This is a genomic window from Paenibacillus sp. SAF-068, assembly GCF_051967555.1.
In the GTDB taxonomy this organism is placed as follows: Bacteria; Bacillota; Bacilli; order Paenibacillales; family Paenibacillaceae; genus Paenibacillus.
Genome location: NZ_JBQCJX010000004.1, coordinates 221,517 through 244,323, shown reverse-complemented (window position 1 = coordinate 244,323; position 22,807 = coordinate 221,517). Strand labels below are relative to the sequence as shown.

Below are 22,807 nucleotides of genomic sequence, written 5' to 3'. Positions count from 1 at the left end.
ATACTCAGACTATACAGCCGCTTCGTTTCCGGCAACCCTCATTTTTTGCACACCTCCAGTGCACTCGCTGGAAAGCCCGCTATAACGCCATTTTCACAAGAAACTGAACATAACGTAGCAGGTAGAATTGCACATTTTTGCGAGTTTATCCTTCTTTGTATCACGGTAAAAAAAAGAAAAAAAACGACATCCACTAAAGCTGAATGCCGGTCTGAAATGACAAAGATATAAACGGTTATTGTCCAAACCATTGATCGCGATACTGACTCGGGGTAACTCTCTCCTGTTTCTTGAAAATCCGATTAAAATAACTATGCTGATATCCCACAGCCGCTGCAACATCATTGATTTTCATCGTTGTCTCCCGTAACAATTCCTTCGCCGCCTCCATTCTCACACGTGTCAGATAGTCAATAAAATTGATGCCCGATACCTGTTTGAATGCCTTGCTCAGTGCATAGGGTGTCATCTGCTCCGCGTCAGCACAGTTTTCCAGCGAAATGTCGCTGCGGTAATGTGTATCGATGTACAACATCGTTCGTTCCACCACCAGTTTCAGCGGTTCCTGGGATCGTACCTCAACCTCTTGTATATAAGGTATGAATACCTCATTCATCATCCACTGTCTCATCTGTACAGGTTCACGAATACCTGATAAGCGTTCATACATGTTGCAACCACCAAACAGCTTATAAGGTGTGACCCCCGTTTGCAACATCATGTGCTGAATACTGCCGAGTAATTGCAGCATCATCTGCTGCACCTGAAATTCGGTACTACCTGTCCTCGTAATCTCACTCATGAATTGTTCCAGCACACGTTCAGCTTCGTCCTGCTTGCCCAGCCTGATCGCCTGCAGCAACTCGCGTTCCAGCCCAAGCGGATAGGAAGCTGCTTCGTTTCTGCGGAAACACTCCTCATCCTCCAGATCGAGAATCTGACTTCCTTCGTCCACACTGCGATAAGCCACAGCCTGTTCCATCTCAACGAATCGTCCAGGCAGTTCTTGTATTGAAGCCGCCGGGCGACTGACCATCAAGGTCACCTTCATTTTGAGCGTTCGTCCAATGACCTCCACCAGTTCCTGTCCCCATAATAGCGCTTGTGACTTCACAGGTTCGTTCTGGGGAGCGATCACAAGCATGGCGGAAGACAAGTCGTGGAAATTCATAACACTGATCTGCCCAAAATAATTTTTGGCTACTTCCTGCGTGATATTCACTGCGGCAAAAGTAATCAGTCCCGTGTCCTGGCTTCCGAATCTGCCTTGCAGCTGCTCATATCCCGTAAAATACATCTGCACCAGCAAAAACTGCTGGCCCTCCACTTCAAAGCCAAGATTACGCATCCGTTGCTGCAGATCCTGCTCGTTATAGGCATATAGATGCCCCTGTACAAGTTGTAAGACAAAGCTGTCGCGCAGATGGGGCAGCTGCTCCTGCAATTGGCGATGTGCCGTGACACTCCGGGAGGTCAGTTCGTTCCACTGTTGCTCCAGCAGCTCAAACTCGTCCAGCTTGGCATCCATTGGTGTTGTTTCGTTTCTGCCAGGCGTAAGCAGGTGCAGCATCCGTGCTACAGGCGAATAGATGCGGCGGGAAGCAAACCAGGATAACAACAATCCCAGGATGAGACTGCCTGCACTCGCAATAACGATGATTTTGGATACCAGCTTGACTGGCGAAGTGACAGAGGTCAAAGGTGCTGCGGAGACGTAAGTCCAGTCTGAATCGATCCGACTCAATGAACCGTATGAGACAGAATAGGTCTGATCCTCATATCGGAACAGGAATGAGCGGCTGCCCGCATTCAGGGCTACTTCTTCTTTTAGCTGCTGCTCAAAAGCAGAAGTCTCTCCCGCCGTTCCCGGATTCCCGGTAACCAGAGTGTTTCCTTCCTGATCCATGAGGAACGTCAAACCTTCGTCATAAGGAGTAAGCGTTTTCAATAAACTGGCGACTTTCTCGTTATCCAGCGTGATGATCAGTGCACCAAACGGATTCATGCTCTCTCCCGGTATCTTATGTACTAGAACAAGTGCATTGCCTGCATCCGTATGCAGTGGACTATCGTTGGTCGAAGGTTCGGTATCTCTGTTGATGCTGGAAACCCAGTCTGTCCAGTACACGTGGTTCCCCATGGAAAGGTATCGATCATATGCTTGTACTTTGGCTTCATCGTTCAATTCGGTATAATCCCGATTAAACAAGATTGGCTTCGGTTCCTGCAAATACAGCTGTGCTGACTTGATCAGCGGATGAGAACCTTGTAATACGTATAAGGTAGTCACAATCTCCTGCGTTTCATTAAAATAATACACAAAATCCAGCGTTCGCAGTGCATTGCCAAACCTCGGTTCAAAAGCCCAATGGGATAAGTTCATCTCCAGATAAGCCAGCTGGTCATCCACATTGCGTGCCCGGTTCTCGATCTGGTTCTGATGCATCTGATTGAACTCGGTTTCCATCCGGCCAACAACCTGTTGATACATGACGATACCTGTGATTAGTCCGGGAATGCTGGCAATGAGCAAAATAAGCATCAGGCTGTTTCGATAAAATCGTCCTTTATGCCTTCCTGCCTTCAAATCGGATAACCGCTTGAATCTGCCAAATATTCGATCGCTCCTAGTCGGTTCCATCGCTGCTCACCTGCCTGCTTGCATCGGGTCTGACTGTCATGGAAACTTCTTCAACTCCCCTGAGAATATATGGATGAAATCCTTTTCTTGTATTATACGCACAATCTTACGGTGAATGAAACGATCTGAAACGGATCTATTTTTTAACCAATGTTTTATTAACATGACAAAATGGATTACAATGAGATATAGCAAACATGAAGGAGGCCTTTTTAATGAAAGAACAGACTTATTTCGAACAAAATAGAGAAAAACACCTGGCAGAACTGAATGAATGGTTGTCCATTCCAAGTATCTCTGCCATTTCAGAGCATAAAGAGGATATTAATCGTGCAGCACAATGGGCAGCAGATGCGCTCACACGTGCAGGTATGGAAAACGTAGAGGTCATTCAAACAGCTGGACATCCGATTGTCTATGCAGATCACCTGCATGCCCCCGGCAAACCGACGGCTCTGATCTATGGACACTATGATGTACAACCTGTAGACCCCCTTAACCTGTGGGACACGCCACCTTTCGAACCCACCGTTCGTGATGGCAAGCTGTATGCCCGTGGTGCGACGGATGACAAAGGACAGATCTTCCTACATATCAAGGCAGTAGAAGCGATTCTCGCCGAGAACAAAGAACTGCCGGTTAACGTCAAGTTCTGCATTGAAGGCGAAGAGGAAATCTCCAGCCCGAACCTGCCCATCTATCTGAATGACAATACGGACAAGCTGCGTGCAGACATGGTACTGATCTCGGATACGTCCTTGCTTGAAAAAGGTAAACCGGCGATCTCCACTGGCCTGCGCGGCCTATGCTCCCTTCACGTGGATCTGAACACAGCCAATACCGACTTGCACTCCGGTTCATTTGGTGGCGGTGTACCCAACGCACTGCACGCACTCGTATCCTTGCTCGCTTCGTTGCATGATGAGCAAGGCCGCGTGAGTGTAGATGGTTTCTACGACGGCGTACTGCCACTGTCTCCTGAGATGAGAGAAGAATTTGTGAAACAGGGCTTCAATGAAGAACAGCTTCGTCAAGACCTCGGGCTGGAGCAATTGTACGGCGAAGAAGGTTACTCGTTCGTGGAACGTGTTGGCGCTCGTCCAACATTGGAACTGAACGGCGTATGGGGCGGTTTCCAGGGCGAAGGCAGCAAAACGGTTATTCCGAAGGAAGCTCATGCCAAAATCACCTGCCGCCTCGTGGCTGATCAAGATCCACAACATGTACTGGATCGTATCGAAGCACATCTGCGCGCTCATGTTCAACCGGGTGCAACGCTGCATGTGAAACAGATCGAGAAAGCTTTTGCGTTCAACACCGATCCTTCCAATCCCATTCTGCAAAAAGCGGCAGATGCGTATGAGCATGTGTATGGCGTTCGTGCCCTCTTTACCAAAGATGGCGGCTCCATTCCGATTGTTGAGAAGCTCTCACGTGTACTCGAAATTCCTGCTGTCATGATGGGCTTCGGTTTGCCGGATGAGAATCTGCATGCTCCGAACGAGCATTTCAACCTGGAGAATTTTGATAAAGGGTTGTTGACGATTGTTCAGTTTTTGAAAAGTTTGTAAACACTCTTACACGGAGGTCACTACGCGGGGAGAATAAGCTTCCGATCGCTGTTATCCCCCGATTTCTTTGATTTCATTTTCTAAAGGGAGAAATTCGGGTGATAAAGGCGAACGCTCCGCTTCTTCAGCTTTTTTCTCCCCACTCCGTTAACGTGTAAATTATTTACTCAACTTCATAGAGGGGCAGGTAGATATTACAAAAACGGTGGCCTACAGTCATCGTTTTTATTTGAATAGATTTCGTCCCCTTCACTACCTTGCAGCTTGTCGCAGACTGATTTTAGGATTGAGCCTACTTTACAAATGTAGGGTAGTAGGTAGGTATAAAAGTATACAAAAGGGGTGTGCCGTCCAACTTCATGACGGTACACCCCTTTTGTAATTGGCGATCTAGATCTATTTCGTTTCAATGTACGTTTATTAGCCCCTATAACTAGAAGGTGTAACCCACTTTCGGGACATCCTCCAGATTCTACTCCCCTCATTCCATTTATGTGCGGAAAGTCGTGAATTTCAGCATGTGCACAAGCTTGGATAAGTGTGCGATTTCCTGCTGGACTCCAGAAGTATCAGTCCCCGCCATGGCCTGATTCGCCCGCAGTGTTCTGCGTGTGTTCATCATACCTTCAATCAGTTTCATAACCGTGTTGCGTCCACGATGATCGACAATCATATACTTTTTGCGTGCATCCAGCTCTACCCATACGATGTTGCTGAATGATGTAAACAGATGCCTGCGGTACAGCTCCATATCGGTCTCATTGTAATGCTCGCCATAAAATGCATAATATCCGTGTATGTGCAACTTCTCCGCCAACACTGTGATGAACGGATCATTTTCGAGCATAGCGTTACGTTCCATGTTTCACGCCTCCGTTATGCGTGATCCGCAGATCCCGTCTTTTTGAGATCTATTTTAACATATTGTGCAAGGTGTTGCCTCTCCGCAAACATTTCCACCCTACAACTTATTCACTAATCCGTCTGCCCTTCACCCATACACCTTCAATATTTAACTCCGCATTCAGCAAAACGATATCTGCCTGCTTTCCTTGAGCCAGGGAACCTGTCCGGTGATCAATGCCCAGCAGGCGTGCGGGGGTCAGACTCGCTGCGCGTGATGCAGCGTTCAGACTCAAGCCCACTTCCTGCACCAGGTAACGGAAACCGCGAATCATCGTCAGTGTACTTCCCGCCAGTGCGCCGCCGTCCTTCAGTCTGGCTTCGCCATGCTTCACGATGACGGGCAGGTCGCCGATCTTGTATTCGCCGTCATCTAATCCAGCAGCAGACATGGCATCTGTGATTAGCACGAGTTGATCATCCTGTTGCTTCAGCTGAGCGAGGATCGAGATCGCCGCAGGGTGTACGTGAATACCATCGGCAATCACCTCGGCACTGATGCGTGGATCACTTAACACAGCTCCGGCAGCTCCAGGTTGCCGATGATGCAACGGTGTCATGGCATTGAACGTATGTACCGCATGATGCAGTCCTGCTTCCACTGCCCGCTCCACCTCTTCATAGGTCGCATCGGTGTGGCCGAGTGCCGCTGTAATCCGCTGTTCACGCAGCCATGAGATCACTTCAAGTGCGCCTTCACGTTCCGGTGCTAACGTAACCTGACGGATTAGGCCGGGATACTGCTTCTCCCATGCTTCAAGCCAGGAAACATCAGGCAGCATGATATGTTCCGGATTTTGCGCACCAGGCCATTTCGGACTGAAAAAGGGTCCTTCCAGGTGCACACCCTCAAGCTGTGCATATGGCATTTCGCCTGAACGGTAGCGGGCCACTTCAGCAAGTACGCTGTCCAGACGCTCTTTTGGAGCGGTCATGGAAGTTGCAAGCATCGCTGTTGTTCCCTGCGTACTATGAAAAGAAGTGATCTTGTCCAGCACCTCCGGGCTTGCGTCCATAAAGTCTTCTCCGTTCCCACCATGCACATGGATATCAATGAACCCAGGCACAATAAGGCCGCATTCCGGTACAGGCATGGACACTGCCTCTCTCGAAATCTGTTCAGGCAGACCTTCCGGTACCCCAGCATAAAGGATTTTTTCATCCCTCCAGGCTAATACACCGTCTTCCAAAATCTCATCTGCTAGGAGCAACCTGCCTTGAAGAAGAGAAATATGTTCATCACGCTGACTCCCAGGTTCACGGTTATTCGCTCCGCTCATCTCACCAGCCTCCCTGCCGCACGGTCCAGCAATACCACTACATTCGGATGACATTGCAACAGCGATGCAGGACAGGCCGTTGTGATTGGACCCATAAACGCCTCGCGAATAATCTCGGCTTTTTCCTCGCCTCGGGCAATGAGCAGAATCTGTTTGGCTTTCAAAATGGTACCGACACCCATCGTAATCGCCTGAGCCGGAACCTCATCGAGACTATCGAAGAAACGTGCGTTTGCCTTTCGCGTCTCTTCTTTCAGGTCTACAACATGTGTGCGTCCAGTTAATTCAGTTCCCGGTTCATTGAAGCCAATATGACCATTATGCCCAATACCCAGCAGTTGAAGATCCACGGGTCCACGATCATCCAGCCGCTGTTCATAGGATTTACATTCCTGTTCCAGATCGGCAGCCTGACCATCAGGTACATGCGTTCTAGCAAGATCCATATCAATATGATGGAATAATTGTTCGTTCATGAAACTGCGGTAACTTTCGCGATGCTCTGTTGGAAGCCCTACATACTCATCCAGATTGAATGAAGAAGCCTGCGAGAAACTGACCAATCCCTTTTGATACAACGCAATAAGCTGTTTATATATGCCTACAGGCGAACTTCCCGTTGCAAGTCCGAGGACTGCACGTGGTTTGGTCTGCAATAAACTGGCGATGACTCCTGCTCCCGTGGCATTCAAATCTTCTTCATTTTCAAAAATACGTATATTCATCTGGTTAAGCACCTCCGTTGTGTTGTACGCGATAGGACTGCACGTTGTGATAGGATTGTTCCAATCTCGGGATAAAACGGTCGAAGTCGGCACTTACCATACCTGTGAACAAAATATCGACCACATGCAGCAGGGCAATACGTGAAGCCATATCTCCGCGCCTCATGCCCTCTTCCAAAGAAGAAGTGAACAGCGGGATATCGGATACCGTTGCGAGTGCGTTACTGCCATAGGAAGTCAGTGAAATTGTAGAAGCTCCGGCCTGTTTGGCACAATGCAAGGCATCAATGGTTTCGGGTGTTTCGCCTGAATAGGATACGGCCATCGCCACATCTCCCTCAGCGAGCGAAGATGCGGATGTAATCTGCATGTGGGAGTCGGAGAAAGCAGTACAACTCTTGCCAATCCGCACCAATTTCTGATAGAAATCCTGTGTAACAATCGACGAGGTAGCCACACCGTACAGATCAATGCGGCGAGCCTGGCACAATAATTGCACGGCATGCTCCAATCTGCCCAAATCCAGCAAACGGGTCGTATCTGCAATAGACGCGAGGTGGTTGGCTTCGATAGCTTCGACAATTTTGGAGAGCGGGTTGCCCGCAACAATATCCTGATACGCCGTTTCCTCTGACGCGTGGGACAATTCTGCGGCGAGCTTCATTTTGAAATCGGGAAAACCTTTGAAATGAAACGACTTGCAAAAGCGGGTCACCGTCGCCGCACTGGTGCCACTCTGCTCTGCCAGATGACTAATCGTCCAGCCGGGAATATCCGATGGAGATTGCATAATGACTTCCGCAATACGGCGTTCCTGAGACGGAAGATTATTCAGTTCTTGCTGCAACGCACGTAATATGGCTGCCATAAGGACCTCACTTATATGAAAATTATTTTTATATATTTTTAATAAATTAAGAAAATCATTTTTATAACTTCATTCTAATGAAGACGATCCTGCAAATCAAGAGGAATTTCACATGACTTTCGCATTCATGCTGAACGTGTTTAGACACTCACCTGCTTGATACACATAGTGGGTATCCCTTATATTGAGAATCGAGATATGATCGCGTTCAAAGGAGGAGCCATTCAATGAATCGAAGACAACGGGATAAGTTCATCTCTTCCATCTGGATTATTGCTGCCAAACAAACAGAAGCACATGCCTACTATGCCCTCTATGCCATCGACTGGAAACGCGGAGGTAGGCTCAGTTGGGAAGGCTGGAATCAGCTCGAAAATCTGCTTCAATTTCATATTCCGATCAAACGCAAAGCCGGAGGGCGGAAATCTTCTTCCCAGCCTGCCGCCAAAATAGCGAAAAGAGCACTTTATCTTCATCTGAATGAAGCACAGTTCGAGGAACTGGAGCAGCTCTTTTATCAGCCATTTTCGAAAAGAAGATGGAGGACGTTCCTTCAAATGCAGGGGAATCAACAAGTGATAAAGTGATATGAATTAGGTTATTTATTTTTCACGCTAAAATAAAAAAAGCCTCTTCCCTTCTTTGGATAAAGAAGAGGAAAGACTCTCAAAATACAACGATTCAATTTATTTTGATTCCAGTTCCCATTCAACTCAAGTCAACTCGGTCTAATTCATGCCATCGTATCGTGTTAAGAACTCGCTGGCTAAGCTGGGAACAGTCATTTGATGAACCGATTGATTCTCAATCTCCTCCGCCAGATCGTCATCTGTGAGGGAAACGAAAAACGTAATATCTGCTTTGCATTGTCCATACCGGGCAAAAACGTCATCTGTTGTCTCATTCACAACTTTGGCGATGATTCGAATGATCTCATCCCTATACTCCTGGACCTCTTCTGTTGCATACAACAATCGGCTGATGTGGTTAAAGTGCGAATCCTCGCCATATTGATATTCGGAACAGCCCCATCTGTAATAGATCTCGTCCTCCTCACTATCACACAGTCCTTGCTTCTTCATATTGGAAATATGTCTCGCCAGGGATTCTTCCGTATTTACCGCCATAAACAGGGTAACCCAATCACTGTCCGTTCCAAATGCACAAGCATATACTTTTTCATGCTGCACCTTAGCCAGCGTTTGTTCCAGATCGGGTAGAAACCCCGCTCGAAATTGTTCTTCGAATTCATTTAAGAAACGGTCCATTCAGCTCGCCCTTTCATTTTTAATGCAACTAATGCAGATTTAGATTTAATTAGTTGGTACTATATAATCTCTCAATAACTATAAGGTACCACATAATTACATTTAACGCGCTTACTTCCTATATCCTTAAACAACTATGCTATAATAAAAATACGACTATCCAAGCGAGGTGATGCCGATGAAATGGGAAGAGATTACTGAATTACACCCTGATCGTTTTGTACTTGTGGAAGCAATCAAGGCAAGCTCCAGCAACCATGTACGTCAACTAGAGGATATCGCTGTTATTCAAAACTATGATAATCCTCAAGAAGCCTGGAGCGGTTATAAAAAACTGCACAAGCTCCATCCGACACGCGAGTTATACGTATTTCATACGAGCAGAAACGATGTTGAGGTAGTAGAGGAATTTTTCTCAGGAGTGCGGCAACGAACATGAAACTACAACTACAGCAAGGCTTACCTATCGTATCCTTGACCATAAGACATAATAAACAATCTATCATTTTGCATAATATTTTATTTGATACTGGCTGTGCAGCAACGGTATTTGATACCGAAGCATTAGCTGCAGTAGGTATACAGCTTGATTTTATTAATGGACGAGCTAAGAGAATGTATGGGGTAGGTGGAACGAGCGAAATTTGCTATGAACAGTACATTCCCAATTTTCATATTGAGCACATTGCTTTGACTGATTTTCCAATTCAACTTGGTTCAATTCAGGAGCCTTACGGCTTTGACGGAATTATTGGCATTGATTTTATGATGAGAGCTTCTTGCAGAGTGGACTTTGAATTAATGAATGTTCAATTTTTAACATAAGCTATGTAATGATAACCTTTCGGATGGTGGTCATTACATAGCTTATGTTTTTACAAAATGATTGGGCGACTTCAATGCCGTAACAACGAATGATCTGATATTATTTAACTGTAGATCAGCAGCAAAAAAGCCTTGCCCCATTCTTCATCACAAAGAATAGAGAAAGGCTTTCATGCTGCTACTTAATCCTAACTGTAATCCGCAACTAAATCTTCAGTTCTCCAAGCTTAATCAGCTCGACAACTGCCTGCGAACGACCCTTAACATTGAGTTTCTGCATCACATTCGAAATATGGTTACGCACCGTTTTCTCGCTGATGAATAACTGCCCTGCGATGTCACGCGTTGTTTTGTCTTGAACCAGTAATTCGAATACTTCGCGTTCACGGTGGGTCAACAAAAATTTGCTTTTATGATCGATACCCTTCAATGTTCACCCCTCCTTGCTCGGGTTGTGTTGGTGTAACAAGGTTAAGGGGATACAGTCAACTCATCTTATGTCAAGTCAAGGGCGTTGGTTCAGTTTTATAAGAAAAATGGGCAGTAATTATATGATTCATTGTCCAAAGAGAACAGCTGCAGTTGTATATGTATTAATGATTTCGTAAAACAAACATGCCCCTGCAGCGGATGTTACCATCTGCGCAAAGGCACACTTGTTCAACTGTCTTATGAACTACCGATTCATTCGGTTCATGACCCCACCGTTGTGATTACGGTTCATCAGGCCATCGTCAAGGATGCCATCACGGTGATTGGTATCTGTTCCGTTCGTTGGGAAAATGCGCTCCACCATGGATTGGAACGTATCGATCATGCCGCTGACCGGCTTACCGTTACGAATATCTGTGGCATAGTTCTCCACATGTTCCACAAATTCCGGATTGGCTGATACATATACATTCTCGATGTTCGGTGCAAATTGCTTGATCTTGGCTGAGATCTTCCCTTTAATCTCAGCTGATGTGTTATCATCCGTGCTATCTACACGCTGTCCTTCACTCTTCATGCCGTAATGCCCATCGTCCGTCCCGCGTGCTTTTCCGCTGTTCGTCAGTCCACGCATCATGCCAACCGCGCCTGTGCCCATCGTGCCATAAATGCCACGATCATTACCCATATGGCTGCGATCCGTTGCTGAATTTGTGTTCAGCCCTGGTGCGATTCCACTGGTGCTGTACGGAGACATCGTGCCCGTACCGCCATTCACACGCATGCCACCCATATCGTGATTCATGTTACCCCCACGCATGGTATCACTGGCATGATTACGCATCGTTCCATCCAGCATGCTTGTACGACCATTGGACTTGCTATCCAATTTGCCTGCATGACCATCTGCCAAACGAACCGCGACATATGCATTACGATCCGTTAACATGACACGGGCGGATTTAACTTCCTTCATCTCCGTGATGCGTTTGGCCAGCTCCTCACTGGATTTCAGGTCAGTGACATTATGCATGCGATAACTTTTCGCACGGATGCCATCCATGCCGTTCGTTTCCACACCATAACGGTTAATGCCGCTCGCTTGCTGACGAACACTTTGTGTATGCAGATTGTTGGTATCCCGATTCGTGCCACATCCTGTCAATCCGGCCATTACAAAGAGTGCAGTAGATAATGATAACGTAATAGCGGTTGCCTTTTTGACTGCTGGCATGTACTCATCCTCCAATGTATGTTGGTTTTGGTCACAAAGATAGGATGCGCTTCTGTACGGACCGATATGCTGAAAGGATATGGTACCTTTCCCTGTAGATTCAGGTGTTTCTTCGCTATATAAAATAAAAAAAACAGTGCTGCGTTCGCAGCACTGCTCGAAATAATACTCGCATCTCAACACAATAATATCACTTATATTCCGCCCCGCTCATTTCCCGTCTGTTGATGGGGAAGTCGTGTTGTCATTTGCAGAACTTGATGACTCTTCTGAAGAAGTAGTTGAAGCTTTAATTGTATCCGGGAATTTCTCGGCTTCCGTTAGACTTGTCGCATCCATGGCATATGCCCATTGACCATCCGGCGTAATGACCCAAATCTGATCCGGTTCGGATGGCACCGTAAGCCCCCGATACACATCTCGAACTTGTTGTCCATTTACCGTCTGTTCAACAGACAAGGTGAATCGTGGAACAGCACCTTTCAGCTCGGACGCTTTGCGCACGTCATCTGCTGTCGACAGATTTTTGATTTTGCCGATAAGAGATACGGCGTCTGTGGCTTCAATCGTTTTACCATTCAGTGTCCAGGCCTGCTCTGCAGCACTGTTCTCCGATGTCGATGTTAACATCCAGGTAGCGGCTCCACCTTCCCACTCCAGTGACCCCACATTCGTCTCATCCATGTTGAACGGTGTTGTGTCCAACAAATCACGACGAGACAAGGCTATGCTGGTAATCGCCTCTGTCTGTACGGCAACTACGGGGCCCGAATCAACACGCACATACCGTGCATCATCTGCTGGAAGCTGGCCACCAATCGCCAGTTTGATCTCCCGATTGTCTTTGAGTTTGATATCCATGCGTGCAGCATCTGTTCCCAATCCGTACTTATCCAGATCCGCCGGTGTTTCTTCCACCACCAGTTCCTGATTCGCACCACTCAGAGCATCCAGCCAACTGCTAACACTGTAACCGTTCAGGGGATAGGCTTTCGGCTCAACCATCTGCCATACGCCATTTTCCAGCGTCAGGGTCGAAGATGCTGCTGCACCGGATGTCTCCACCGTCGAGTCATGTATTGTAATGGATTGAATATCCCCGGTTTGAATACCGAGCAACTTGGCTTGCACGGCTTCTTCTTCCCGAAAATAATTTTGATTGGCCGCATATACCCAGCCCACAATTAGAACGATGACCACCAGAATCGTTGGGAACCATTTTCTCATACCCGTCTGCGCCTCCACCATAAGAGTACACCGATGATCACAAAGATGAGCGGGAACGCTACAATAGCCACGAAGAAAATCGTTCTGGCCTGTTCGCCGTTCAGGTATGCCATCTCATAGCCTGCTTGTACCCGTGGGCGAATCGTCAATCCATTTTCTTTCTCACTCAAATAATTCACCGTATTCAAAATAAAGTCCCTGTTTCCGCCATTCGCAATATCCGAATCCTGCATGAAAATGGACGAGCCCAGAATAACCGCCTTCGGTTTGCCATCCGTCGTATCGGCTGCATAACCCAGTTCCACTGGACCCTGAATGTCCTCTTCGGCATCATTGGTTGTTTCATTTTGCAATAACCCGCCGATATTCGTCTCTCCGTAACTGTCATTCGAAGAATGAATTAATGGGGAAACGGTATATTTATCCTGTTCTTTGCTGGTCAATGCAATCGACAACGACAACATCGGATACAATTGGCTTGCAGCAAGTTTGTCCGTAATTGCATGTGTACCATACTCCGGCACCACCCATAGTGGCCCCATCGTACTGGCTTGCTGATTATCCACCATGACCGCATGCTCATCAACGACACCATAGTCTGCCATGAGGGCATCGATGTTTTTCCAACTGGATTTCATATCTTCTACGAATCCGAGGGATAATAACAGCTTGCCCCCATTGCTCAAATAGGTGCGAATGGCTTTCATTTCTACATCACTGAGATCACGTTGTGGACCTATAATGGCAAGCACATCTGCATCCTCCGGAACCTTTCCGGCCTGGTTTAACTGCAACGGTTCCGTCTGCACATTATTTTGTTCCAAAGAGGATTGCAATGTAGTCATCTGATCGAGACTCAACTCTTCATGTCCGGTCAAAAAGACCATTTTATGCATCTCGGTGGATGACATATTCATGAGCGCCTGTGTTAGCTTTTCCTCACCTGTGAATTGATATGATCCGTCACTTCCGTCACCTGTCGCAGTGAACAAACTGGCGATATCAATCACTTTGTGCTGATCTCCCTGCTCCAGCACAATGGAGCTGCCAGTTATACCGTATTTGGATGCAAGTGCTGGTTCCTGCGTCAGATTATATTGTTTTAGTTTCAGCTTGCTGTTACGTTTCGTGTATTCCTCCACCATATCCGTAACCTCACGATTCAGCACGGTGTTGTTGGCATTTTCAACGGTTAACACCAGAATGTTGACGTCATCCTTCACGTCTTTGATCGCAGTAAGGGACTGGTCAGACAACGTGTATTGTTTGTTCGAGGTCAGATCGAGCTGGAAGCCGCCAAGTGAATTCAGGAATAGTGTCAGCAAAATAAAGATGCCAATCACCGCTACAGACAGCACGGTACTGTTGGTATGACTTAACCATTTTTTCATCTTCTCACCTCCACCGCTTCCGTTCGACAATTTGAATGCTTAACAGCAGAAAAACACCTGAAAGTGTGACATAGTACAATATATCCGGTCCACTAAGCACGCCTTTCATGAAGCTGTCAAACCGGTTAGTCAGTGCAAACGGGTCCAGCCACTGCTGTAAAGCAGATCCTGTATTGCCTGCGAATGAATCAAGCATCCACAAAACGAGCAAAATAATAAAACCCGCCACCGCAGACACCATCTGATGTTGCGATAACGTGGAAGCGAATAGTCCAATCGCCATCATGCTTCCGCCCAGGAACAATAAACCCAGCGCAGACATCAATACCGTGGTCATATCCAATGTTCCATAGAACGACATGATGAACGGATACACCAGACTGCACAGGATGAGTACGACAAGAATGGCCAGAGAAGCAAGATATTTGCCAAAAATAATTTCGGTTACGCGTGCGGGAGAAGTCAGCAACAATTCATCCGTGCCCTGTCTGAATTCCTCTGCAACCAGCCGCATCGTTAATAAAGGCACGACAAACAGCAGCATGGATAACGTATCCCCCAGTACGAGACGATAATCGACTATACTCGGCTGGTAATATACGAAACTGGAGTAGAATAGCAGACTGGTCATCAGAACATATACGGCAAAAGCAAAATAAGACGTCGGAGACAGAAAGTAAGCTTGCAGCTCTTTGTTACATATTGCCATCATTCGTCTCATTTGGAGTCATCCCCTTTGCCGGAATGGGACGAAGCATCCGTTGATGTACTCGTTGTTGTACTCGTTGTTGTACTCGTTGTTGTACTCGGTGATGTTCCCGATATACTCGACGATTCGTTGTCCAACGTAACTTCCTGATCCATTGCTGCCCCAGCAGCCTTATCCACATCTGCCGAATTCGTATCTGTGACTGTTGTCTCGGTGGTGGTCAGCTTCAGGAAAATCTGCTCCAGACTGAGATTCTCCTTCTTCATTTCCAGGATCGGTAGTCCTGCTCCAGACAGAAGGTAGAACAGCTCCTCCCGGAAATCTTCCGAGTTTTCTCCAGTAAGAAGCATTTTGACCGTGTTCGATGAATCTGAAGTAAGAGAAGTATCTTTGGTGGTATTTGCATCCGACGCTTGAATGACTTCACTCCGCACCTTCTCCCACGGTGTCAGCACATTATGTAATTGTTCCGCAGTGGCCTTCACTTCAATCGACACCTTGAACTGATCCCCCATTGCTGATCCGAAATGCTGAGGTGAACCATCCAGTACGAGCTGTCCCTGATTAATAATCAACATTCGATTACAGAGCGCGCTCACTTCAGGCAAAATATGCGTACTGAGCAGTACCGTATGGTTCTCCCCCAGTTCACGAATCAGATCTCTGATCTCGATAATCTGGTTGGGATCCAGGCCCGATGTTGGCTCATCCAGGACCAGCAGATCCGGCTTGTGAATAATGGCTCCTGCCAGTCCGAGACGCTGCTTGTATCCTTTGGATAACCCACGTACCATTTGCCTTTCGCGCCCCTTAAGCCCCAGTCTGGTCACCATCTCACTGACCCGCAGCTTAACCTCACGTGCCGGAACATCCCGCAAATTGGCTACAAATTTAAGATAGGACTGCACCGTCATATCGGGATACAGTGGCGGAGTTTCAGGGAGATACCCAATCTTGGAACGAACGCGCTGACCCTGCTCATGCACCGATGCACCATCGACCATAATGGAACCCGCGGTTGGATGCACATAGCCCGTAATCATACGCATCGTTGTTGTTTTCCCGGCACCATTTGGCCCGAGAAACCCGACAATCTCACCACGTTCCATGGTGAAATCCAGTTGATGTACGCCGCGTTGCCCTTCGTAAACTTTGCTGACCTGTTTCACTTCGAGCACATCATTCATCCTTTCCCGTTAAAATACCCGTGCACCATCGTTCGTTATATAAATTCAACTGAAAATATTACACTTGCACTCCGATGACAGAATAACCTTCCGATCACTGTTATCCCCAGATTTTTTTGATTCCTTCATTCAGAAGGAAAAATCCCGGGATAGCGTATGCTTCCGATGTAGCTTTCTTTTCAGAAAGCTTTCAGGCGAACGCTTCGCTTCTTCAAGTTATTTCTGCCCTCTCCGTTATCGTGTAAATGTTACGTTGAACTTATGTAATAAATGATGTACACGGGAAGTTCCTTGTATAATACGTGAGCTATCCTAACCTCAGCTTAATGTCACTTAAAAGATAGCTTAAAAAATTTTGTCCAAAATGTGAACAATCTGGTTAACACCCACACCCTGAACTTAAAGCCAACGTAACATAGAGTACAGGAGAATGTGCTCCTGACCAAAAGTCAGAGGGTGAATCGTGTGAAAGTATTATTCACGTTTTATATTCCGAGCGGTGGCGTGGATACGTTAAATCGACTGCGCACCGCTGTTCTGAAGCGTCATGGCATTGAAGCGCACCTATTGTATCTCAACACAGGCTCAGGTTTGCAGAACAACAGTGATACACCCATTTTCACCGCATCCAGTGACGAGGATATCCATCATTTGATTCATACTCATCATTATGATGCGATTATCGCCACTTCAGACATCGCTATGCCCGGCCGCTTAAGAGCGCTTGGTTATACGGGTAGAATCATTTATGAAGCGCAGGGACTCGGAACACGAGATCAGGCTCTGGAAACGATACAGATGGGTGTGCCTTACCTTCAAGCCCATTGCGATGCTGCCGTTATACCTCCTACAGACCACCTGCTGGATATGTTCATCCATATCTGTCCTTGGCTTCATCGGTTCGTCATTCCCAATATGCTTGATACGGACACCTTCGCACCGATGTTGGTGGATACGCCCCCCTATCCGGTGCTGGCCTGGGTAGGACGACTTGAACATAACAAAAACTGGCGGGAATATTTAATCATATCGAGTGAAATCATCAAAAAAAATCCAAAAGCGAGACTATGGTTATTCCACGATCCATCTTTGGCTAATCCAGAAGATGAAGTCATGTTCCGGCACATGCTGGCAGAATACGGGCTTGAGGATCGAATTGGCATCTTCATCAATGTTCCTCATTCTCAGATGCCTGCATACTATTCTATGGTTGCCGCTTCAGGGGGAATCATGTTATCCACTTCCCTGCTGGAAGGATTCGGCTACGCCGTCGCTGAAGCCATTAGCTGTGGCTGTCCGGTGCTCAGTACGGATTCGGATGGTGTGCGCTCCTTTATCACACATAATCAGACCGGAAAGTTTTATCCAATTGGAGATGTAAAAGCGGCTGTAGCCGAAGCAAGGGACCTCATGACGAACAAGAAACTGCGGGAATATATCCGCATTCAGGGCAGACAGCACATGAGCTTGTCTTTCTCACCCGATCGATATGCCCATTCCTTCCGTGAAATGATGACCGCACTGCGAATCTTTCATTGAGCATAACAAAAAGGCAGTTCAGCAACATTCTCTGAACTGCCTTAATATGGTTTGTTGTATAAATTCTTAGTGTCCCATCATCATTGCGGGATCAGGCTTGTCGCCATTTTGAAGTTCTTCTTCCGGCATCGGTTTAGGTTTGCGCAGGATCAGACTGAGCAAACATCCGAACAATGCAATACAAGCGGCCAGGAAGAACGTATCATTGAAGCCCCCCACCAGACCTTGCACTATAGCCGTCGGATCCGTACTCGCTGTATTGTCTGCAATTCTTGACGTAAGGAAACCGGTAAGCCCTGCAACTGCAAAGGACACGACCACTTGTTGGGCAGCAGCCGTAAGCGGTGTAACCCGTCCAACCAGCTTACGTGGTGCAGCATTCAATACATGCGTATTGAGTGGCATCATGGACAAGCCCATACCCAGACCCATCATCATCAGAGCCGTGATGATCAGTCCAAGACCTGTCTCTGCCGTGATGGAGGACAGAATAAACAACGCTCCCGAGATAATGCCCAGACCCACGAAAGCCAGAGGTCTCGCACCGATTTTATCAAACAATCGGCCGCCGAGCGGCATACCTACTCCGGAGGCCAGAGCCTGTGGAAGCAGAATCAATCCTGTCTCCAATGCAGTATATCCTTTGATCTGCTGCAAATAAAGCGGAATAAGAATCATCGCACCGAACAGCGCCACTTGTGACACCCATGCAAGAATAATGCCCCGTGAGAAATCAGATGATTTGAATACCCGGAGTTCGAGCAATGGATTCTGATGACGAAGTTCCACGATAATGAACAAAATGAGCGCTACACCACCCACAATGACACCGGTCAGTGTTGTTGCAGATGTCCAGCTCGTTCCACCCTCGCTCACACCATAAGCAAGCATTGAGAATGCAATCGGCGCCAGAATCATGCCCAGCAGATCCAGTGCAGGCGTGCGTCCACGATCTGTATCAGGCAGAAATTTGATACATAAAATGAACGCTGCAATACCAATAGGCAAGTTAATCAGGAAGATCCAGTGCCAGCTCAGTGATTCAATAAACCAACCGGACAATACCGGGCCGAGTGCAGGAGCAAGCAGCATCGGAATTCCGAGCATACCCATGATCGAACCTCTTCGTTCAGGAGGAGCCAGACGAAAGACCATTGCCATTCCAATAGGAGCAACCATGCCTCCCCCGAGGCCCTGAATGACCCGGTAAATGATTAATTGCTCAGGTGATTGGGCGATCGAGCATAATACAGAACCCAAGGTAAACATGGCAATCGTGAACAGAAATACTCTTTTGGCACCGAAACGGTCCGTTAACCAGCCTGCCAGCGGAATCACCGCAGACAAAGCGAGGGTGTATCCCGTAACCGTCCATTGGATGGTCTTCAGATCCGTCTCGAAATATTGAACGAGATTCGGAATGGCTACATTCACAACCGTGCTGTCCAGAATAACCATAATCATCCCGACGATAATAGCCAGAAGGGGCAGTATGATCGTTTTAATTGAAAACTCTGCCGCCTCCTGGGGTACTGCTGTTTGTTCTTTCACGTTCTCCACACTCTTTTCCGGCAGGAGATCACGGAGTTATCCATGCGTCTCACTCAGCCTATATTGACGACCAATTTCAAACTATCGTTTTAAATCGTCGTTTTAAACTTTCGTTTAATACTGATCTAATTTTAATGAAAATACCTTTGCTGTCAAGCTATTTTTTCATACATTTCTCTATGGATGCCACACAAAAAAAATGGAACAGGCACTTCCCTGCTCCACACAATGGTTGATCCTTGACTATTCAATTAGTTCCATATCAATCTGCAAGTTTCATCATCTGACATTCTGACAGTATGCCCAATGTCTGACCGTGAATACTCCTGCAATACAATCGAATAACCAGATGATTCGGTAAAGAGCTGTTGCTGATAATCCTCAGCTCATAAGGCTCGGAAGTTACGTCCAGATTATGAATGACCTGATTACCGCCCGCTCCCCTCGTATTGGACCCTATATGAACAAGATGTCGGTACAATTCTCCGTGCATACCGGCTCCACCAACAAAAACATCGGTGCCTTCCTCGCCCCCCACATAGGCCAGCTCCACGTCCATGTACTTGATGGGAACAAACGTCTGCAAGAAATTTTCATGAATATGGATTAAATATGCCGCCATTACAGATCCCTCCTTCGGCACCATGAGCCTCTCTATACATAGGATATGCTTCCTCTCGTCCATTGCCATTTGCATTCACCCATTTTCGACCAATTGCACGGAAATGCCCGACCTTTCAGTCCTCTTTTTTCATAGAATAAAAGCATAGAAGCTCGGTCGGTGCAGGCCGTGACAAGGAGGTAGCTATGAGAGTTCTGCTCGTTACGTATTGGGAGCTTACACATATGGGTGGCATATGGACCTATGTTAAACAACTTGCCGACAGGCTGATCGAACTTGGTGTTGAGGTTGATATCATGGGCACCAATGGTGCCAAGAACGAAGTATATGTTCGTAATCTGAACCGCGCTTTCTCCAAGGATACGGTGTGGCCCATGCTGCAAGCCAAACTCAATCCGACCGATCTGCCACAATTCACCGCCGATCCTCTTCTCGCTTATTATGAACTGAATAGATATGCCTTCGAGATGGGCGCCGCTTATCTGGGAGTGAACCACTATGACGTTATTCATGCGCAAGATCCGGTAGCCGCCGTAGCGATAAAGCGCATCTTGAACCGTCATGTTCCCCTCGTAACAAGCTATCATGGCGCTCTTGCACGCGAAGCCTTTTACGATGCTCAAAATTCCAACCCGCAGCTTACTCTCCCTTCATATCTGCAATCCAAGCGTGGGCGTTATTTTCTCTCATTGGAGGAGCGAAGTGCAGCACAATCGGAGCTCATTCTGGTGTCAAGCCACTGGATCAAGAGTACGCTTACAGAACTTGCAGTTCCTGAATCAAAGTTCAGACAGATCCCCTATGCTGTAGATCTGCCAACCTACCGTGCCTCAGCAGCTGTGAAGTTCCGCCAGCGACCACCTGCGGGTAAGAAAGTCATTGCTTTTACTGGAAGGCTTGAATACATCAAGGGCATTCATGTGTTAATCAAGGCACTGGCCAGTCTGAAAAGTAAACGTTCCGACTGGGTATGCTGGATCGCTGGAGAAGGTAATCTGCTCGATGAATTGCGCGCACAGACTATGAGTGCTGGCATTGGAGCCGATGTTGTGTTCTGGGGCAAGCTGGACAATATTCCTTCCTTCCTGCGCCATGCAGACATCTATGTCCAGCCCAGCCTGCAGGACACCCAGCCTTTCTCCGTTACCGAAGCACAATTGGCGGGTGTACCTGTTATCGTCAGTGGTACAGCCGGCATGCCTGAGATGGTCGAACCTGGACGTACAGGTTGGGTTGTTCCTCCGCAGGATGTCGACTCGCTTCGCGAACTACTCGATGCACTATTGGAGGATGATGTTACCCGGAGAACAGTGGGAGCTGCGGCAAAAGCCTGGGCTGAACAACACCGTTCACTGGAAGTGATGGGATTTCGTACATTTCAAGTCTACCAAGAAGCCATATACAGAGGAGGACAACCGATATGACGTTACTTGTACCGAGTGATCTATACAATCGCTGGTTCTCGACGCCTGTCTCCACACCTCACATCGACGTGGATTACGCAGTAATGAATGAATTGATGAAGAAGCTGCCCAAAAGCTATGTATTTCCCGATCCGGCATCGATGGCGATCATGAATTCAAAAGATTGAATTGTCCAATGATATGCCTTCTAGGTATAACATGCCGGAATACTAATCAAGGGGTGTCCCATTTGTCATATGAATGACAGAGGACACCCCTTATTTGATTTTATTGTGTTGTACTCTAACGAACCCAGAACACGCTAGTGGTTCCTTTTGCACAGTTTTTTCTTGTAACGAATCACAGAGACGTTATTTCATCCATCATGGTCGAATTCCAGCTTCAAGAGCCATTCTGCAAAGGAATAACGTGACTGAGATTCGTTAGGATTTGTTTTTCATGGTAATTCCCTAATAAGACGTTGCACATTCGTTAGCGCTCATTTCATTATACAGAGACTTCGGCAACCCTCCTACCTACCTGTCCAAGGATCGTCCATGGAACAAAAAAAGAGCTCCCCCACTTCTAGCACATTAAACATGCTTGATAAGGGTGCTCTTCTATCCTTTTAACACCAATTCCATTCAGCCATCATCAGTCAAATCCATCTATTTCCAATAACCGCCAACCTGAAGCAAATTGAGTAAAATAGGTCTATGCTTCTCCTGAACTTTTTCCATCTCGGCAACCAGTGCCTTGAAATGCCGTTTGGTTCCCATCGACTCATGCAATCGGTAGCACATCAGAGGTTCATTGTAATAGAACAGCTCATACATCGGAAACAGTCTCATCCACATCTCATAGTCATGGGTGTAGCGAAAATCGGTATCGAACAAGCCAAACCGCTCAAATGCATCCATCTCTAACATGACCGTACAGCCGTTGATCGGACAACCTTCAAGCAGTACCTGCAACATCTCCAGACGACTGCCGACTTCCGGCTGCACCGTATCCAACCATTCACTTTTCTCATTCACATAATGGTAGGCACCATGACAGAATGAAGCCTTAACCTCTCGCATAAACTTCAGTTGCTTCTCCACCCGATCCAGCAGCATCACATCATCTGAACTAAGCCAGACAAAGTAATCCCCCGTCGCATGCTTGATGCCCTCATTTAATGCTGTCGCGGTTCCGCCGTTTTCTTTGCGAATATAACGGATATTCTCCATGAATGGCTCCAGCCGCTCCACGTGCTCGGTTGACCCATCATCCACCACGATCACTTCAATATGCGGATACGTCTGGTGAATGGCGCTGTGAACCGCCTGCTCGATATACGCACAATTATAAAAAGGAATGACGATCGATACTTTCGGCTCCATTCGGCCCTCCCCCTCCTCTTACTGCCTTAGGTAAAATGCTGCGCAA

Annotated in this window: 22 protein-coding genes; 7 read left to right on the top strand and 15 right to left on the bottom strand. The window is 47.1% G+C overall.

The features are described from left to right. Nucleotides 1-235 precede the first annotated feature (235 nt). Nucleotides 236-2,641 carry an AraC family transcriptional regulator gene (locus tag ACTHPG_RS22350; RefSeq protein ID WP_440391586.1) on the bottom strand — a complete coding sequence of 802 codons (2,406 nt, stop codon included), beginning with the start codon at nt 2,639-2,641 and terminating at the stop codon, nt 236-238. Nucleotides 2,642-2,856: 215 nt separating this feature from the next. Here ACTHPG_RS22350 and ACTHPG_RS22345 point away from each other — a divergent pair, with 215 nt between their 5' ends. Continuing rightward, a complete protein-coding gene (locus ACTHPG_RS22345; protein ID WP_440391585.1) occupies nt 2,857-4,212 on the top strand; it encodes a dipeptidase in 1,356 nt (451 codons plus the stop codon). Between the two features lie 490 nt (nt 4,213-4,702). Here the strand turns inward: ACTHPG_RS22345 and ACTHPG_RS22340 are convergent, their stop codons facing one another. The 4 genes from ACTHPG_RS22340 to ACTHPG_RS22325 all read right to left on the bottom strand — a co-directional run bounded on the left by ACTHPG_RS22340 (nt 4,703) and on the right by ACTHPG_RS22325 (nt 7,988). After that, nucleotides 4,703-5,074: a hypothetical protein gene (locus ACTHPG_RS22340; RefSeq protein WP_440391584.1), complete on the bottom strand. Its 372-nt coding sequence runs from the start codon at nt 5,072-5,074 to the stop codon at nt 4,703-4,705. Between the two features lie 106 nt (nt 5,075-5,180). Then, nucleotides 5,181-6,395: an N-acetylglucosamine-6-phosphate deacetylase gene (gene nagA, locus ACTHPG_RS22335; RefSeq protein WP_440391583.1), complete on the bottom strand. Its 1,215-nt coding sequence runs from the start codon at nt 6,393-6,395 to the stop codon at nt 5,181-5,183. Then, nucleotides 6,392-7,120, bottom strand: coding sequence for a glucosamine-6-phosphate deaminase (nagB, locus tag ACTHPG_RS22330; RefSeq protein ID WP_440391582.1), 729 nt, complete (start codon nt 7,118-7,120; stop codon nt 6,392-6,394). Before nagB ends, nagA begins: the two co-directional genes overlap by 4 nt. A gap of 4 nt (nt 7,121-7,124) precedes the next feature. Next, a complete protein-coding gene (locus tag ACTHPG_RS22325) occupies nt 7,125-7,988 on the bottom strand; it encodes a MurR/RpiR family transcriptional regulator (protein WP_440391581.1) in 864 nt (287 codons plus the stop codon). Between the two features lie 227 nt (nt 7,989-8,215). Between ACTHPG_RS22325 and ACTHPG_RS22320 the strand changes: the two genes are divergently transcribed. Further along, nucleotides 8,216-8,575, top strand: a complete 360-nt coding sequence (locus tag ACTHPG_RS22320) for a hypothetical protein (RefSeq protein WP_440391580.1) — start codon at nt 8,216-8,218, stop codon at nt 8,573-8,575. A 141-nt stretch (nt 8,576-8,716) separates the two neighbouring features. On the opposite strand, the gene ACTHPG_RS22315 is transcribed toward ACTHPG_RS22320, so the two are convergent. Further along, nucleotides 8,717-9,256 carry a DUF4303 domain-containing protein gene (locus ACTHPG_RS22315; protein ID WP_440391579.1) on the bottom strand — a complete coding sequence of 180 codons (540 nt, stop codon included), beginning with the start codon at nt 9,254-9,256 and terminating at the stop codon, nt 8,717-8,719. Between the two features lie 178 nt (nt 9,257-9,434). Between ACTHPG_RS22315 and ACTHPG_RS22310 the strand changes: the two genes are divergently transcribed. Next, on the top strand, nt 9,435-9,695 hold the full coding sequence (locus tag ACTHPG_RS22310; RefSeq protein ID WP_440391578.1) for a hypothetical protein: 261 nt from the start codon (nt 9,435-9,437) through the stop codon (nt 9,693-9,695). Beyond that, the gene (locus tag ACTHPG_RS22305) at nt 9,692-10,081 is read left to right on the top strand and encodes a hypothetical protein (RefSeq protein ID WP_440391577.1); all 390 of its coding nucleotides are present in this window, start codon (nt 9,692-9,694) and stop codon (nt 10,079-10,081) included. Before ACTHPG_RS22310 ends, ACTHPG_RS22305 begins: the two co-directional genes overlap by 4 nt. A 205-nt stretch (nt 10,082-10,286) precedes the next feature. Here ACTHPG_RS22305 and ACTHPG_RS22300 read toward each other — a convergent pair whose 3' ends face one another. The 6 genes from ACTHPG_RS22300 to ACTHPG_RS22275 all read right to left on the bottom strand — a co-directional run bounded on the left by ACTHPG_RS22300 (nt 10,287) and on the right by ACTHPG_RS22275 (nt 16,252). Beyond that, nucleotides 10,287-10,511 carry a helix-turn-helix domain-containing protein gene (locus ACTHPG_RS22300; protein ID WP_017692532.1) on the bottom strand — a complete coding sequence of 75 codons (225 nt, stop codon included), beginning with the start codon at nt 10,509-10,511 and terminating at the stop codon, nt 10,287-10,289. 246 nt (nt 10,512-10,757) lie between these two features. Beyond that, entirely contained in the window at nt 10,758-11,747 is a 990-nt protein-coding gene (locus ACTHPG_RS22295) for a YhcN/YlaJ family sporulation lipoprotein (protein WP_440391576.1), read from the bottom strand. Nucleotides 11,748-11,957: 210 nt separating this feature from the next. Continuing rightward, nucleotides 11,958-12,974, bottom strand: coding sequence for a DUF4340 domain-containing protein (locus tag ACTHPG_RS22290; RefSeq protein ID WP_440391575.1), 1,017 nt, complete (start codon nt 12,972-12,974; stop codon nt 11,958-11,960). After that, a complete protein-coding gene (locus tag ACTHPG_RS22285) occupies nt 12,971-14,365 on the bottom strand; it encodes a GldG family protein (protein WP_440391574.1) in 1,395 nt (464 codons plus the stop codon). Before ACTHPG_RS22285 ends, ACTHPG_RS22290 begins: the two co-directional genes overlap by 4 nt. Nucleotides 14,366-14,369: 4 nt before the next feature. Continuing rightward, complete coding sequence (locus tag ACTHPG_RS22280; protein ID WP_440391573.1) at nt 14,370-15,086, bottom strand: ABC transporter permease subunit; 717 nt, start codon at nt 15,084-15,086, stop codon at nt 14,370-14,372. Beyond that, entirely contained in the window at nt 15,083-16,252 is a 1,170-nt protein-coding gene (locus ACTHPG_RS22275) for an ABC transporter ATP-binding protein (protein ID WP_440391572.1), read from the bottom strand. Before ACTHPG_RS22275 ends, ACTHPG_RS22280 begins: the two co-directional genes overlap by 4 nt. Before the next feature lie 474 nt (nt 16,253-16,726). On the opposite strand from ACTHPG_RS22275, the gene ACTHPG_RS22270 reads away from it, so the two are divergent. Then, nucleotides 16,727-17,800 carry a glycosyltransferase family 4 protein gene (locus tag ACTHPG_RS22270; RefSeq protein ID WP_440391571.1) on the top strand — a complete coding sequence of 358 codons (1,074 nt, stop codon included), beginning with the start codon at nt 16,727-16,729 and terminating at the stop codon, nt 17,798-17,800. 66 nt (nt 17,801-17,866) lie between these two features. On the opposite strand, the gene ACTHPG_RS22265 is transcribed toward ACTHPG_RS22270, so the two are convergent. Continuing rightward, nucleotides 17,867-19,351, bottom strand: coding sequence for a DHA2 family efflux MFS transporter permease subunit (locus tag ACTHPG_RS22265; protein ID WP_440391570.1), 1,485 nt, complete (start codon nt 19,349-19,351; stop codon nt 17,867-17,869). Nucleotides 19,352-19,613: 262 nt separating this feature from the next. Further along, nucleotides 19,614-19,973 carry a hypothetical protein gene (locus tag ACTHPG_RS22260; RefSeq protein WP_440391569.1) on the bottom strand — a complete coding sequence of 120 codons (360 nt, stop codon included), beginning with the start codon at nt 19,971-19,973 and terminating at the stop codon, nt 19,614-19,616. 185 nt (nt 19,974-20,158) lie between these two features. On the opposite strand from ACTHPG_RS22260, the gene ACTHPG_RS22255 reads away from it, so the two are divergent. Both ACTHPG_RS22255 and ACTHPG_RS22250 read left to right on the top strand, forming a co-directional pair. Next, the gene (locus tag ACTHPG_RS22255) at nt 20,159-21,397 is read left to right on the top strand and encodes a glycosyltransferase family 4 protein (protein WP_440391568.1); all 1,239 of its coding nucleotides are present in this window, start codon (nt 20,159-20,161) and stop codon (nt 21,395-21,397) included. Then, nucleotides 21,394-21,564, top strand: coding sequence for a hypothetical protein (locus ACTHPG_RS22250; protein WP_440391567.1), 171 nt, complete (start codon nt 21,394-21,396; stop codon nt 21,562-21,564). The genes ACTHPG_RS22255 and ACTHPG_RS22250 overlap by 4 nt, the downstream gene beginning before the upstream one ends. Nucleotides 21,565-22,044: 480 nt before the next feature. Here the strand turns inward: ACTHPG_RS22250 and ACTHPG_RS22245 are convergent, their stop codons facing one another. Continuing rightward, a complete protein-coding gene (locus tag ACTHPG_RS22245) occupies nt 22,045-22,761 on the bottom strand; it encodes a glycosyltransferase (RefSeq protein ID WP_440391566.1) in 717 nt (238 codons plus the stop codon). Between the last annotated feature and the right edge of the window lie 46 nt (nt 22,762-22,807).